The 13,259-nt window shown below is 70.7% G+C and carries 14 protein-coding genes; 5 read left to right on the forward strand and 9 right to left on the reverse strand.

Translation table 11 applies throughout. The features are described 5' to 3' along the window. Positions 1–91 precede the first annotated feature (91 nt). The gene (mshD, locus tag OG379_RS21140; protein ID WP_405664713.1) at positions 92–1,015 is read right to left on the reverse strand and encodes a mycothiol synthase; all 924 of its coding nucleotides are present in this window, start codon (positions 1,013–1,015) and stop codon (positions 92–94) included. A gap of 80 nt (positions 1,016–1,095) precedes the next feature. Next, the gene (locus OG379_RS21145) at positions 1,096–2,100 is read right to left on the reverse strand and encodes a YhcG family protein (protein ID WP_405664714.1); all 1,005 of its coding nucleotides are present in this window, start codon (positions 2,098–2,100) and stop codon (positions 1,096–1,098) included. A 181-nt stretch (positions 2,101–2,281) separates the two neighbouring features. Between OG379_RS21145 and OG379_RS21150 the strand changes: the two genes are divergently transcribed. Both OG379_RS21150 and OG379_RS21155 read left to right on the forward strand, forming a co-directional pair. Beyond that, entirely contained in the window at positions 2,282–4,093 is a 1,812-nt protein-coding gene (locus tag OG379_RS21150) for a bifunctional metallophosphatase/5'-nucleotidase (RefSeq protein ID WP_405664715.1), read from the forward strand. 166 nt (positions 4,094–4,259) lie between these two features. Next, positions 4,260–5,153, forward strand: a complete 894-nt coding sequence (locus OG379_RS21155; RefSeq protein WP_405664716.1) for a phosphatidylinositol-specific phospholipase C — start codon at positions 4,260–4,262, stop codon at positions 5,151–5,153. Between the two features lie 18 nt (positions 5,154–5,171). Here OG379_RS21155 and OG379_RS21160 read toward each other — a convergent pair whose 3' ends face one another. Next, positions 5,172–5,513 carry a hypothetical protein gene (locus OG379_RS21160; protein ID WP_405664717.1) on the reverse strand — a complete coding sequence of 114 codons (342 nt, stop codon included), beginning with the start codon at positions 5,511–5,513 and terminating at the stop codon, positions 5,172–5,174. Between the two features lie 142 nt (positions 5,514–5,655). Between OG379_RS21160 and OG379_RS21165 the strand changes: the two genes are divergently transcribed. Both OG379_RS21165 and OG379_RS21170 read left to right on the forward strand, forming a co-directional pair. Further along, positions 5,656–6,240 (forward strand): DUF2975 domain-containing protein, encoded by a 585-nt coding sequence (locus OG379_RS21165; protein ID WP_405664718.1) that lies wholly within the window; start codon positions 5,656–5,658, stop codon positions 6,238–6,240. Further along, entirely contained in the window at positions 6,240–6,476 is a 237-nt protein-coding gene (locus OG379_RS21170) for a helix-turn-helix domain-containing protein (RefSeq protein ID WP_405664719.1), read from the forward strand. The genes OG379_RS21165 and OG379_RS21170 overlap by 1 nt, the downstream gene beginning before the upstream one ends. A 7-nt stretch (positions 6,477–6,483) precedes the next feature. Here OG379_RS21170 and OG379_RS21175 read toward each other — a convergent pair whose 3' ends face one another. The 6 genes from OG379_RS21175 to OG379_RS21200 form a co-directional block, all read right to left on the reverse strand. Next, complete coding sequence (locus OG379_RS21175) at positions 6,484–7,893, reverse strand: sensor histidine kinase (protein WP_405664720.1); 1,410 nt, start codon at positions 7,891–7,893, stop codon at positions 6,484–6,486. Further along, positions 7,890–8,621, reverse strand: a complete 732-nt coding sequence (locus OG379_RS21180; protein ID WP_033297079.1) for a response regulator transcription factor — start codon at positions 8,619–8,621, stop codon at positions 7,890–7,892. Before OG379_RS21180 ends, OG379_RS21175 begins: the two co-directional genes overlap by 4 nt. Positions 8,622–8,668: 47 nt before the next feature. Further along, a complete protein-coding gene (locus OG379_RS21185; RefSeq protein WP_405664721.1) occupies positions 8,669–8,842 on the reverse strand; it encodes a hypothetical protein in 174 nt (57 codons plus the stop codon). A gap of 12 nt (positions 8,843–8,854) precedes the next feature. Beyond that, a complete protein-coding gene (locus OG379_RS21190; RefSeq protein ID WP_405664722.1) occupies positions 8,855–10,018 on the reverse strand; it encodes a S1C family serine protease in 1,164 nt (387 codons plus the stop codon). A 94-nt stretch (positions 10,019–10,112) separates the two neighbouring features. Further along, positions 10,113–11,156, reverse strand: coding sequence for a LacI family DNA-binding transcriptional regulator (locus tag OG379_RS21195; RefSeq protein ID WP_104787752.1), 1,044 nt, complete (start codon positions 11,154–11,156; stop codon positions 10,113–10,115). Between the two features lie 24 nt (positions 11,157–11,180). Further along, positions 11,181–12,005, reverse strand: coding sequence for a winged helix-turn-helix domain-containing protein (locus tag OG379_RS21200; protein WP_405664723.1), 825 nt, complete (start codon positions 12,003–12,005; stop codon positions 11,181–11,183). A gap of 297 nt (positions 12,006–12,302) precedes the next feature. On the opposite strand from OG379_RS21200, the gene OG379_RS21205 reads away from it, so the two are divergent. After that, the gene (locus OG379_RS21205) at positions 12,303–13,241 is read left to right on the forward strand and encodes an alpha/beta hydrolase (RefSeq protein ID WP_405664724.1); all 939 of its coding nucleotides are present in this window, start codon (positions 12,303–12,305) and stop codon (positions 13,239–13,241) included. Positions 13,242–13,259: the final 18 nt, after the last annotated feature.

Here is a 13,259-nt window from a genome sequence, read left to right on the forward strand (position 1 = left end):
TGCACCACCCTTTCACTAATTGAGTAGTGAAAGGGTGTCGCAAAGAAGGGGCGGCGTCAAGCGACGCCGCCCCTCGGCCGGCCGAGCGTGTTCAGGACTCCGTGCGGTACATCAGGTCGACCTCGTGCGTGGCGAAGCCCATCCGCTCGTACACCGACAGGGCGGCCGGGTTGTCGGCGTCCACGTAGAGCATCGCCGTCGGCAGCCCCCGGGAGGCCAGGTGTCGCAGTCCGATCGCGGTGAGCGCCTTGCCGAGCCCGCCACCCTGGGCGTCGGGGAGGATGCCGACGACGTAGACCTCGCCGAGCTCGTCCTCGGCGTGCACCTTCGTCCAGTGGAAGCCGATGATCTCGCCGTCGCGCTCGGCCAGGAAGAATCCCTCCGGGTCGAACCACGGCTCGGCCTTGCGGTCGTCCAGGTCGCGCTGGGTGAGGGAGCCCTGCTCGGGGTGGTGGGCGAAGGCGGCCCTGTTGACGGCGAGCCAGGCCGCGTCGTCCTGTCCCGGGACGAAGGTGCGGACGGTGACGCCCGGCGGAAGTACCGGCTCGGCGATGTCGAGGTCGGTCAAGGAGCGCCGCAGCTGGCGCAGTTCGCGGAAGAGGGAGAGGCCCAGCACCTGTGCGAGGTGCCGGGCGGCCGACTTGCCGCCGTGCGCCCAGACCCGCAGCCGCTTCCCGGTCGCGGCGAGGAGCGCGGCACCCAGGGCGCGCCCGTGTCCGCGTCCGCGGTGGGAGGGGTGGACGACGAGTTCGGCGGCGGGAGCCTCGACGGGGTCCGTGTCCTCCAGCTGCGCGTATCCGGCCAGGGTGCCCTCGACGTTCAGCAGGAAATGCCGGACACCCTCACGGTGTCCGCCCCTCAACTGCAGCCGCCCCTGCTCGGAGACGGCCTGCCGGCCGTCGGTCCCGGCGGCCTCGCCGAGGAGGGCGAGGACGGCGTCGGCCTGCTCGGGGGTGAGCGCGTCGAGGGTCTCGATCTCGCGCCCGGGGGAGGGGAGGGGTGCGTCAGTCGTCATGGGGACGAGCGTACGGGGCGGGGGTGGGAGGCCGGGGGCGGCGACCACGACGAGGCGCCACGCGGCCCGCCCGGGCCTCGTCAGCTCTGTCGGTCCTCGCGGCGCAGGACTTCACGCGCGATGCGGGAGAGGTCGTCCGAGGTGGGCATCAGCTCTCGTACCCGTGAGGGGAGAGAGGCGTAGGTGCTCACCGCGAGGGGCTGGTTCTGCGACTGGAGGGCGAACTCGACCGTCGTCTCGTCCTGGCTCTCCGCGATGAGGATCCCGAGTGTCCGGTCGTCCCGCTCCGGGTCGCGCAGGAGCCGGTCCACGGCGGTGACGTAGAAGCTGAGCTGACCGAGGTGTGAGGGATGAGCCTTGGTGGTCTTCAGCTCGATCACCACGAAACGGTGCAGCCTGAAGTGGTAGAAGAGCAGGTCGATGCGGAACTCGGTGTCCCCCACGGTGAGGGGGTACTGGCGGCCGACGAAGGCGAACCCGAAGCCGAGCTCGGTGAGGAACTGGACGATCCGGGTGACGAGCGCGTCCTCGAGGTCGCGCTCCGCGGCGGTGTTCGACAGCTGGGTGAAGTCCAGGCGGTAGGGATCCTTGAAGATCTGTTCCGCGGCCTCGGAATGCTCCGGGATGGTGACGCCGAAGTTGTTGGCGGCCGCGCCCTGGGCGAGGTGGAGACCGCTGCGGATGTGTGTGGTGAGACGGTCGCGGGACCAGCCGTGGTGGACGGCGTGCTGGGCGTAGAAGTCCAGCTCGAAGCGGGTCTTGCATGCGCTCATGAGAGTGACGACGTGGCCCCACGGCAATTGTCCAACAGCCTGTTGGACAATTGGGTCAGGCCATGTTCGGGCCATCTGCTGCATGTAGTGGAGGTTGGTGCGGCTGAATCCCCGCTGGTTCGGGAACTCGGTCCGCAGTTCCGTGGCGATTCGGTCGACGACCTTCGTCCCCCACTTCTCCGCTCCCTGGCGCTCCACGATCGTCCGCCCGATCTCCCACTTGAGGTCGTCGACCATCGCGTAGAAGCCTGGGGGCAATTCGCCCTGTTGCTGGGCCGGTACCCCTGCCTCGGCCGTGAGTTCGTCGTCCACGGGGCACACGCTCCCGGCATTTTTAGCTACGGTGACGTTTCTGCTCGCATATGTACGCCCTACGGGTGATCGACCCCTTTCTGAGCGTGCGGCAACCAGTTCGTAACCCCGTACATCTGTCGCGCTACGCGCGTTGACTCTAGGCTGCCGCACGCAGGATCCAGAGACTCGAAGGGGACCGATGTCAGCGACTCCGCATCCGCAGAAGAACCGTGCGCCCCGGCGGGTGCTCGCCGCCGCGGCCGGGCTGGCCACCGTCGGCGCGCTCGTCGCCGCGATGCCGGCCGACGCCCACGACCGGGGGCACGGCCACGGCCACCCGTCCCGCACCGTCGACGTGCAGCTGCTCTCCTTCAACGACCTGCACGGCAACCTGGAGCCGCCGGCCGGCTCCGCCGGGACGGTCAGCGAGACGCAGGCCGACGGCACGGTGAAGTCGGTCCCGGCGGGAGGCGTCGAGTACCTCGCCACCTCGCTTCGCGACGCGCGCAAGGGCAACCCGTACTCCGTCACGGCGGCCGGCGGCGACATGGTGGGAGCGAGCCCGCTGCTCTCGGGGCTCTTCCACGACGAACCCACCATCGAGGCGCTCAACGGGCTGGACCTCGATGTGACGGCCGTGGGCAACCACGAGTTCGACGAGGGGGCCACGGAGCTCGCCCGTCTGCAGAACGGCGGTTGCCACCCCGTCGAGGGCTGCTACGAGAAGGGCAAGAAGTTCAAGGGGGCGGACTTCCCGTACCTCGCGGCCAATGTGACGGACGAGAAGACCGGGAAGCCGGTCCTCAAGCCGTACACGGTCTGGAAGAAGAACGGCGTCAAGATCGGCTTCATCGGGGTGACCCTGGAGGGCACGCCGAACATCGTCACGGCCAACGGCGTCAAGGGCCTGAAGTTCCACGACGAGATCGAGACGGTCAACAAGTACGCCAAGGAGCTCGACCGGCAGGGCGTCAAGTCCATCGTCGCGCTGATCCACGAGGGCGGGGCCCCGGCCTCCTCCTCGTACAACTACGACTGCGACAGCCCGGGCGCCGGTGACGGCATCTCCGGGCCGATCACCGACATCGCCAAGGGCATCACGCCGAAGGTCGACGCCCTGGTCACCGGCCACACCCACCAGGCGTACGTCTGCACGGTCCCGGACCCCTCGGGCAAGCCGCGCATGGTCACCTCGGCGTCGTCGTTCGGCAAGCTCTACACCGACACGACCCTCACCTACGACCGCCGCACCAAGGACATCGTGCGTACGTCGGTGGAGTCGGCCAATCACATCGTCAGCCGGGACCAGGCCAAGGCCACCGACATGACGAAGCTGATCGCCCGCTGGAACACGCTCGCCGCGCCCATCGCCGGGCGCCCGCAGGGCTTCATCTCCGCCGACATCAACGGCCGCGGCTCCACGGCCCCCGAGAAGCCGCTCGGCAATCTGATCGCAGACGCCCAGCTGGAGGGCCTGGCCCCCGCCGACAAGGGCGGCGCGGTCGTCGCGTTCATGAACCCGGGCGGCATCCGCTCGGACCTGGTGTACGCGGCGTCGGGCAGTGAGGGCGACGGGGTGGTGACGTACGGCGAGGCGTTCACCGTCCAGCCGTTCACCAACATGATGAACGTCGTCGATCTGACCGGTGCGCAACTCGTCGCCGCGCTCCAGCAGCAGGTCAGCGGCTCCAACGAGGCGTCCCCGAAGATCCTCCAGGTCTCGAAGGGCCTCACCTACACGCTGGACATGACGAAGACGGGCGCCGGGCGGGTGGTCGCGGACACGATCCGTCTGAACGGTGAGGCGATCGACCCGGCGAAGACGTACCGCGTCGCGATGAACGAGTTCCTCGCGGGCGGCGGCGACGGCTTCGCGGCCCTCGGCGCAGGCACGAACAAGCTGGTCGGCCCGTCCGACCTGGACCTGTTCAACTCCTACCTGGCGGCGCACTCCACGGCCGCCGCACCGCTGGCCCCGCCGGCCACGGACCGGATCACGGTCGTGCAGTAACTCCGGGCGCCGAGGCGTCATCGGGAGACCACGGACGGAGAACCGGCCCCTGGAGGGGATGGACCGTCCGCAGGTTCCCGATGACGCCTCGGCGGCCTTCCGGGGGTGACGTGTGCGCGTCATACTGCGGGGGCTGACCCCCCACGGCAGACGGAGGCACCCCCGCATGGCCACACCCCTGACCACCCGCAGAGGCTTTCTGACCGGAGCGCTCGCGCTCTCCGCCACCGCAGTCGTCGGCGCCGGCCCCGCTCTCGCGGCCCCCGCCAGGGTGCTCGGCACCCAGGACTGGATGAGCGCCGTTCCCGACGCCACCGCGCTGCGGCGCCTCACGATCCCGGGAACGCACAACGCCGGGGCCCGGTACGGCGGTCCGTGGACGGAGTGCCAGAACACCACGATCGCCGAGCAGCTCGACAGCGGCATCCGCTTCCTCGACATACGCTGCAGGATCAGTGGAGACGCGTACGCCATTCATCACGGGGCGTCGTACCAGAACCTGAACTTCGACGATGTGCTGCGCGCCTGCCGGGACTTCCTGGCCCGGCGGCCGTCGGAGACGGTGCTGATGCGGGTCAAGCAGGAGTACTCCGAGGAGAGCGACGCCGCGTTCCGGCGGATCTTCGACCTCTACCTCGACGGCAAGGGCTGGCGCCCGCTCCTCCACCTCGATCCGGTGCTGCCGGACCTCGGCGGTGCCCGCGGCAAGGTCGTGCTGCTCGCGGACAACGGCGGTCTGCCCGGTGTCCGGTACGCCGACCCGGCGGTCTTCGACATCCAGGACGACTACATGGCGGAGCCGTTCGGCAAGTACCCCAAGATCGAGGCGCAGTTCCGCAAGGCCGCGCAGCAGCCCGGCAAGTTCTTCATGAACTACGTGAGCACCGCCGCCCTGATGCCGCCGCGCTGGAACTCCGACCGGCTCAACCCGCAGGTGCACTCGTTCCTCGACGGATCGGAGGCGGCGGGCTGGACCGGTCTCGGCATCGTCCCCCTGGACTACCCGGCGACCCGTTCCGGCCTGGTCGAGTCACTGATCCGGCACAACCCGACGGGCTGAGCCGCACGCCGGCGTCGCCTACGAAGGCCCCGTCCGCTGCTGCCGCACACGCCGCCTCATGACCACACCGGGGATGCCGACCGCGAGCAGGACCGGGATCGCGACGGCGATCCCGAACCAGAGGAAGAGGGCGAGGTAGCCGTAGGCGGCGTTCCGCGTGTCCGCGTCCGCCCGCACGAGCAGGACGAGGCTCGCGACGAACGCGGCCGCCATGAGGAACGCGACGACGGCGGCGAGCCGGAAGAGGATGCCGGCCCACCGTCGGTAGGCGTCGCTGACCGCAGGGGCCTGCGGGGGCGCGTACGCCATGGGGGCGCTGGGGGCCCGGTCCGGGTGACGGGCCGACTGCTGGTCTGACATGGGGCCCAGTTGTACTGCGCGCAGCCCGGAAACACCAGGCCTTCCGGCCCTTCGGCGCGGTCATGCCGACGGGCACGGACTTGTCGAATATCGATATGGACCCTAACCTCGGGCATATCGAAAAACGATGGGACGGGGCGCCATGCAGACGCGAATCACCAGGATCCTGGCCACTGTGACCTTTGTGATGGCGGTGCTCTTCGGGCTCGCCCTCATCGGCACGGCGGTCACGCACCTGCTCGACGACGGCGCGGTCTGCGTGGAGACGGACTTCTGGAACAACGCCTCGCTGGCGGACAAGGTGTCGACCGGCGAGGGCGTGCAGGAGTCCAGCAGTGTCACGCGCCTCTGCCAGGACGGCCCCTCCGTGGGGCAGCGCGTCGCCGACCTCGGGGGCGAACTCCCCTGGCTGCTGTTCAGCTCCCTGGCGCTGCTGCTCTTCAACCGGTTGCTGGAGGCGGTCCTGCAGCAGGGCCCGTTCACCCACGCGGTGTCGAAGCGGCTCTCCGTGCTGGGCTGGGTCGTCGCCCTGGGCGCGCCGGCGGCCGGTCTCGTGGTCGGCACGTCGCAGTCCTGGCTCGTCGACAGCATGTCGCCGAACGTGGGCTTCGGGGTGGAGATCGACGGGCCGATGGTGCTCATCCTGGCCGGCCTGGCGGCAGTGATCGTAGGATCGTTCATGCGCGAGGGCGTGCGCATGCGAGAGGACCTCGAAGGGACCATCTGATGGCCGAAGAGGAACTCCACGGGATCCGGATCCATCTCGACCGGATCCTGGCCGAGCAGGACATGACGCTCACCGAACTGTCCGCACGGGTGGGCATCACCGTCGTCAACCTGTCCGTGCTCAAGAACGGGCGGGCCAAGGCCATCCGCTTCTCGACCCTGTCGCGGATCTGCGACGTCCTCGGATGCCAGCCGGGGGATCTGATCACCCACGACCCCACCGGGGCAGCCCCTTAGCCGGTCCTCACGCCCCCGGCGGCGGCTGCGGCGCCCCGGGCAGGTGGATCGATGCCACTGTGCCGCCGCCTTCCGCGGGGCTCAGGGTGATCCGGCCGCCGGCGTGCTGGACCGTGCGGGCGACGATGGACAGGCCGAGGCCGGAGCCGGGGAGCTGGCGGGCCGAGGGGGAGCGCCAGAAGCGGTCGAAGACGTGGGGGAGATCCTCGGCCGGGATGCCGGGTCCGTGGTCCCGTACGGTCAGCTCGCCGCGGTGGAGGACGACGTCGACCGTGCCGCCGGCCGGGCTGAACTTCACCGCGTTGTCCAGGACGTTGACGACCGCCCGCTCCAGGGCGGAGGGCTCGGCGCGTACGTACCAGGGGGCGAGCTCCGCGGTGATGGTGAGCTCCGGTCCGCGCAGCCGGGCGCGCTGCAGGGCGTTACGGGTGATCTCGTGCAGCGCGACCACCTGGAGGGGGCCGGGCTGGGCGGCGTCGGGGCGTGAGAGCTCCTGGAGGTCGCCGATGAGCGCGGCGAGTTCCGTCATCTGGGCCTTGACCGAGGTCATCAGCGCCCTGCGGTCGTCGGGCGGGATGGCGCGGCCCGTCTCGTCGCTGCGGGCGAGCAGCTCGATGTTCGTACGGAGCGAGGTGAGCGGGGTGCGCAGTTCGTGCCCGGCGTCCGCGATGAGCTGGGACTGACGGTCTCGGGAGGTGGCCAGGGAGCTGGTCATGGCGTTGAAGGAGCGGGAGAGGCGCGCGATCTCGTCCTCGCCCTCGGCGGGGATCCGGACGGTCAGGTCCTCGGTCTCGGCCACGTGCTCGACCGCGTGGGCGAGGTCGTCGACGGGGCGCAGACCGGTACGGGCGATCCACAGACCGGCCGCGCCGGCCCCGACGACGCCGATGCCGGCGACGAGGAACAGCACCCAGGCGAGGGTGGAGAGCGGGTCGGTGACCTCCTTCTCGGCGCGCGCCACGGAGACGGCGTACACATCGCCGGAAGGGCGCAGTTCCAGGCCGTAGGTGTAGATCCGCATCTTCTGGCCCTGGGCGTCGGTGCCCGAGTGCAGCACGTCCCGCCTCTTGCCCGCGGCCACGGCGATGTCCTCGTCCGTCGGTGAGATACGGGTGGAGCCGGGGCTCTCGCAGACCGTGCCCGAGGCGTCGATGATCTGCAGGGTGTACGAGCCCGGCGGGCGCAGGGGGCCGCGGCCCGCGCCCTGGCAGCTGGCCAGCAGCTCCGTGACGAGTGACTTGTCCACTGCCGGTGAGTTGCGAAGGGAGCTGTCCAGCTGATGCTCCAGCTGCTCCCGCGTCACGAACCAGCACGCTGCCGCCACCGCCGCGACCGCCACCGCCACCGCCATGGCGACCAGCAGGGCGAGCCGTGAGCGCAGCGGCAGGGCGCGGAGCCGGCGGGGGAGGCCGGTCACCCGTCACCGCCGCCGGAGCGCAGGGCGTATCCGACGCCCCGGACCGTGTGCACGAGGCGCGGTTCGCCGCCCGCTTCGGTCTTGCGGCGGAGGTACATCACGTACACGTCCAGAGAGTTGGAGCTGGGTTCGAAGTCGAAGCCCCAGACCGCCTTGAGGATCTGCTCGCGGGTCAGGACCTGCCGGGGGTGGGCCAGGAACATCTCCAGGAGGGTGAACTCGGTGCGGGTGAGCTCCACCCGGCGCGTCCCCCGGGTGACCTCGCGGGTGTTCAGGTCCATGCGGAGGTCCGCGAAGGACAGCACGTCGTCGTCGGGGAGGGGGCCGCCCGCCGCGACCGCGTAGGAGCTGCGGCGCAGCAGGGCGCGGATGCGGGCGAAGAGCTCGTCCAGCTCGAAGGGCTTGACGAGGTAGTCGTCGGCGCCCGCGTCGAGTCCGGTGACCCGGTCGCCGACGGTGTCGCGGGCGGTGAGCATCAGGATGGGCGTGGTCGATCCGGTGGACCGGATGCGCCGGGCGGCGGTGAGGCCGTCCATGCGGGGCATCTGGATGTCCAGGACGATCAGGTCGGGGGCGTACGACTCGGCCTTGGCGAGGGCGTCGTAGCCGTCCACGGCCACCTCGGTGCCGTAACCCTCGAAGGCGAGGCTGCGCTGCAGGGCCTCGCGCACGGCGGGCTCGTCGTCGACGATCAGGACGCGCTGGGGATCGTCTTCGGCGGGGCTCATCGCTTCTTCGTCCTCTTCCTTCGTGCCGGGTGCTGCGTGCTGGGCTCTCAGCCTCGCACGGCCGCCGCACGACGTCGTGCGGCACGGCGCCCACGGCCGGAGCCGCTGCGGATCTCGGCCGGGCGGGGCGCGGTGTGCGCCGAGGCGGCCAGTTCGGCGGCCAGGGCGAGCGGGAGGGTCAGGCCGGAGGGGCCGGCGGCCACGGGGGTGTCGGGGTTCATGGGACCTCCTCGTCAGGAGCCGTCGCCGGAGCGCAGGGCGTCCAGGTCGGCCTTGACCGTGTTGACCGGGATGGCGAAGCCGAGGCCCACGCTGCCCGCGGCCGAGCTGCCCGAGGTGCTGGACGAACTGGGTGAGTACATCGCGGAGTTGATGCCGATGATCTCGCCGTGCATGTTGATCAGGGCGCCGCCGGAGTTGCCGGGGTTGAGCGAGGCGTCGGTCTGCAGGGCCTTGTACGTCGTCTGGGACGAGCCGGTGTCGCCGTTGAACTGCTGGCCGCCGAACTCGAACGGCCAGTTCTGGCCGCCCTGTTGCTGCTGCTGGTCCTGCCCGTCCTCCTTGGCGACCGTGACGTCGCGGTCGAGGGCCGAGACGATGCCGCTGGTGACCGTGCCGGTGAGGCCTTCGGGCGAGCCGATCGCCACGACCTCGTCGCCGACCTTCACCGAGGAGGAGTCACCGAGCGAGGCCGTCTTCAGTCCGCTCGCGCCCTGCAGCTTGATGAGGGCCAGGTCCTTGTCGGGGTCCGTGCCGACGACATCGGCGGTGTACGACTTGCCGGTGCTGAGGGTCACCTTGATCTCGGAGGCGCCCGAGATGACGTGGTTGTTGGTGACGATCTCGCCGTCCGCCGTGATGACGACGCCGGAACCGGTGGCCTCGCCCGACGAGGACGTCGCACCGATCTCGACGATGGCGGGGGACACGGCGGCCGCCACGCCGGAGACCGTACCGGCGCTGCTCTGCGAGACGGTGGTGCCGCTGACGACGCCGCTGGAGCCCGAGCTGCCGGAGCCGCCGCCCGCGAGCTCGCCGATGAGGGTGGCGGTGCCGCCGCCGATCGCCGCGGCGGCGATCGCGACGGCCGCCAGCAGGGCGAGCGGCCGCTTGACCCGGCGCTCGGACGCGGGGGCCGCGGCCGGGACGGGCTCGGGCGCCGGGGCGGGCCAGGCGTAGGCGGCGGCGGGCACCTCGGTGGTCTGCCGCGCGGGCTCGTAGGCCGGCGGCGGCGGGTAGGCCGCCTCACCGCCGCCGTGCGAGGCGGTGTCGTACGAGCCGGTGCCGTGCGAGGCGCTGTCGTACGAGCCGGTGCCGTGCGAGGCGCTGCCGTACGAACCGTTGTCGTGCGAGGGGGACATCGGGTACTCGCCGCTCGGGCGGTGGCTGTCGGTCATGTCTACGAGAGTGGCCAGCGAACATGAGAGCAGCCTGAGTACGCCCTGAGAAGCCCGGCAGAACCTCGTATGCCCGATATAAGGAAGCGCCCCGCTACAGCGCGGTGACCGTCGGTTCGCCGCAGCCGCACGACCGGCGCACCACCAGCGCCGACGGGAACTGCTTCAGCCGCTCGCGCCGCGACCCCGAGACCCGCAGGGAGTCGTCGAGGACCAGGTCCACGGCCGCCCGCGCCATCGCCGGACGGTCCGAGAAGACCGTCGTGAGCGGCGGATCGGTCAGTCCCGCTTCTTTCACGTCGTCGAAGCCCGCGACCGCCAGCTCACCCGGCACGTCGATCCGCAGCTCGCGCGCGGCCCGCAGCACCCCGATGGCCTGGTCGTCCGTGGAGCAGAAGATCGCCGGGGGACGGTCGGGCCCGGAGAGCAGCTTCAGCGCCACCTGGTAGGCGTCGTAGCGGTTGTACGGAGCGTGGAAGAGCCGGCCCTCGGTCGGCCGTCCGGCCTCCTGCATCGCCCGGCGCCAGCCCTCGATGTGGTCGGCGACCGGGTCGCCGACCACCGGGGTCGACTCCATGCCGCCGAGGCACGCCACGTAGGCGTTGCCGTGCTCCAGGAGGTGACGGGTGGCGAGCTGGGCGCCGCCGACGTCGTCGGTGACGACCGCGACGTCGTCGATCGCCTCGGGGCGTTCGTGCAGCAGGACCACGCGGGCGTCCCAGGCCTCTATCTCGGCCGCGGCACGCTCACTGGGCCCCTGGCTGACCAGGATCAGCCCGGAGACCCGCATGCCGAGGAAGGCCCGCAGATAGTGGACCTCGCGCTCGTCGCGGTAGTCCGAGTTGCCGACGAGCACCATCTTCCCGCGCTCCGCCGCCGCCTGTTCGACGGCGTGAGCCATCTCGGCGAAGAAGGGCTGCCGGGCGTCCGGCACGATCATCCCTATGAGGTCGGTGCGCCGCGAGGCCATGGCCTGGGCGACCCGGTCGGGCCGGTACCCCAGCTCCTTGATCGCGGCGAGCACCCGCTCGCGCGTGGCCGGGGCGACCGGCCTGGGTCCGTTGTTGATGACGTAGCTGACGACCGCTGTCGAGGTCCCCGCCAGTCTCGCCACATCGTCCCGCGTCACCTTGGCCACGCGCGGCAGTCTACGCGGATCGACCTAGCGCTTGGCAGGCCGGACCGGGGCTTCTTCCGTGATCTCAGCCTCCGCGGACTGCTCCGAACGGGTGACCACCTCGGCCACGGGCTCCGGCGCCGCCTTGGCCCCGGCCTCCCCGGCTCCCCGGTCGCCCTTATCAGCTCCCCTGTCACCCTTCTCGGGGGTGACGAAGCGGTAGCCGACGTTGCGGACCGTGCCGATCAGCGACTCGTGCTCGGGGCCCAGCTTGGCCCGCAGCCGCCGCACGTGTACGTCGACCGTGCGGGTGCCGCCGAAGTAGTCGTAGCCCCAGACCTCCTGGAGCAGCTGGGCGCGGGTGAAGACCCGGCCCGGGTGCTGCGCGAGGTACTTGAGCAGCTCGAATTCCTTGAAGGTCAGGTCGAGGACCCGGCCCTTGAGCTTCGCGCTGTACGTCGCCTCGTCGACCGACAGATCGCCGTTGCGGATCTCCATGGGGGAGTCGTCGGCGGTGATCTGCTGGCGGCCGGTGGCCAGCCGCAGCCGGGCCTCGACCTCCGCGGGACCCGCGGTGTCCAGCAGGACGTCGTCGATGCCCCAGTCGGCGGTGACGGCCGCGAGGCCGCCCTCCGTCACGACGAGGATCAGCGGACAGCCGGGCCCGGTGGACCGCAGCAGCTGACAGAGCGAGCGGACCTGCGGGAGGTCGCGCCGGCCGTCGATGAGGATGACGTCGGCACCAGGGGTGTCGACGAGAGCTGGTCCCTCGGCGGGGGCGACCCGCACGCTGTGCAGCAGAAGGCCGAGGGCGGGGAGCACCTCCGTCGACGGTTGAAGGGCATTCGTCAGAAGCAGCAGTGAACTCATCGCCGCCCACCTGCCTGGGTCGTCGGTCGATCGTGCACGTTCAGCTCGCCCATTACGTCGGTCCTCCTCGTTCCCTGCGAGAGGGGCACTCCCGGGTCGGACCCGGGGGAGTATGCGGCACTGCTTCGTACTCCCGTACGACCATTTCTCTCGACGGCCGTCATACGGTTTTTACTGTGCGGTCCCGCGCCCGGGGAACGCTGAGCTTGTGGAAACGCTGCCGTAACAACGCTCGGAAAGCACAAAAGGACCCGGGGGCTGCATTGCCCGGATCCTCTTCGCAGCAGAATAGCCCACATGAGTTCTGTGTCCGAGGGTCGTTTCTCGAGTTCTTCTGTTCCCTCGATCACGCGGGCCCCGCGGCGCACCACGTTGCTGACCGGTGACGGGGTCCGTATCGAGGCGGTGTACACCCCGTGTACGGCGGGTTCCGGGGCAGCCGGCGGCGATGGGTCCGCGGGGACCGCCATCGTCCTCGCACACGGTTTCACCGGCTCCGTCGACCGGCCGGCCGTCCTGCGCGCAGCGGAGGTGTTCGCCCAGCGTGCGGCCGTGATCACGTTCTCCTTCCGGGGTCACGGAAAGTCCGGCGGGCGGTCCACGGTGGGTGACCGCGAGGTGCTGGATCTAGCGGCCGCGGTCGCCTGGGCGCGGTCGTTGGGACACCGCCGCATCGTTACGGTCGGCTTCTCGATGGGCGGTTCCGTGGTGCTCCGGCACGCCGCTCTGTATACGGCGCCGGAAGCCGGTGAATCCGTGGACGAGGAATCGGGAGCCGTGGGGGCCGAACGGGTGGACCAGCGCACGGGGGCTCACAAGGCGCACGGGGAGCGCGCAGAGGCGCATACAGGCGCGCATACGGATGTGGTCGTCTCGGTGAGCGCGCCCGCTCGCTGGTACTACCGGGGTACGGCGCCCATGCGCCGCCTGCACTGGGTCGTCACCCGCCCCGTGGGCCGGCTCGTCGGCCGCTACGGATTCCGCACCCGGATCCACCGCGAGGACTGGAACCCCGTGCCGCTCTCGCCGGTGGAGGCCGTCCCGCTGATCACCGCGCCCCTGCTGATCGTGCACGGCGACCGGGACCCGTACTTCCCGGTCGACCACCCGAGGATGCTGGCAGGGGCCGCCGGTGACGGGGCGGAGCTCTGGCTGGAGCACGGCATGGGCCACGCGGAGAACGCCGCGGACGAGAAACTGCTGACCCGTATCGCCGACTGGACCGACTCGGCGTGATCCATGATGGACAGCCGA

Source organism: Streptomyces sp. NBC_01166, from assembly GCF_045039765.1.
Taxonomy (GTDB): domain Bacteria; phylum Actinomycetota; class Actinomycetes; order Streptomycetales; family Streptomycetaceae; genus Streptomyces.

What these genes read in the sequence shown, in the direction of transcription:
- mshD (WP_405664713.1), bottom strand. Translation starts at nt 1,015, where the DNA reads ATGACGACTGACGCACCCCTCCCCTCCCCCGGGCGCGAGATCGAGACC.
- OG379_RS21150 (WP_405664715.1), top strand. Translation starts at nt 2,282, where the DNA reads ATGTCAGCGACTCCGCATCCGCAGAAGAACCGTGCGCCCCGGCGGGTG.
- OG379_RS21155 (WP_405664716.1), top strand. Translation starts at nt 4,260, where the DNA reads ATGGCCACACCCCTGACCACCCGCAGAGGCTTTCTGACCGGAGCGCTC.
- OG379_RS21160 (WP_405664717.1), bottom strand. Translation starts at nt 5,513, where the DNA reads ATGTCAGACCAGCAGTCGGCCCGTCACCCGGACCGGGCCCCCAGCGCC.
- OG379_RS21165 (WP_405664718.1), top strand. Translation starts at nt 5,656, where the DNA reads ATGCAGACGCGAATCACCAGGATCCTGGCCACTGTGACCTTTGTGATG.
- OG379_RS21170 (WP_405664719.1), top strand. Translation starts at nt 6,240, where the DNA reads ATGGCCGAAGAGGAACTCCACGGGATCCGGATCCATCTCGACCGGATC.
- OG379_RS21180 (WP_033297079.1), bottom strand. Translation starts at nt 8,621, where the DNA reads ATGAGCCCCGCCGAAGACGATCCCCAGCGCGTCCTGATCGTCGACGAC.
- OG379_RS21185 (WP_405664721.1), bottom strand. Translation starts at nt 8,842, where the DNA reads ATGAACCCCGACACCCCCGTGGCCGCCGGCCCCTCCGGCCTGACCCTC.
- OG379_RS21190 (WP_405664722.1), bottom strand. Translation starts at nt 10,018, where the DNA reads ATGACCGACAGCCACCGCCCGAGCGGCGAGTACCCGATGTCCCCCTCG.
- OG379_RS21200 (WP_405664723.1), bottom strand. Translation starts at nt 12,005, where the DNA reads ATGAGTTCACTGCTGCTTCTGACGAATGCCCTTCAACCGTCGACGGAG.
- OG379_RS21205 (WP_405664724.1), top strand. Translation starts at nt 12,303, where the DNA reads ATGAGTTCTGTGTCCGAGGGTCGTTTCTCGAGTTCTTCTGTTCCCTCG.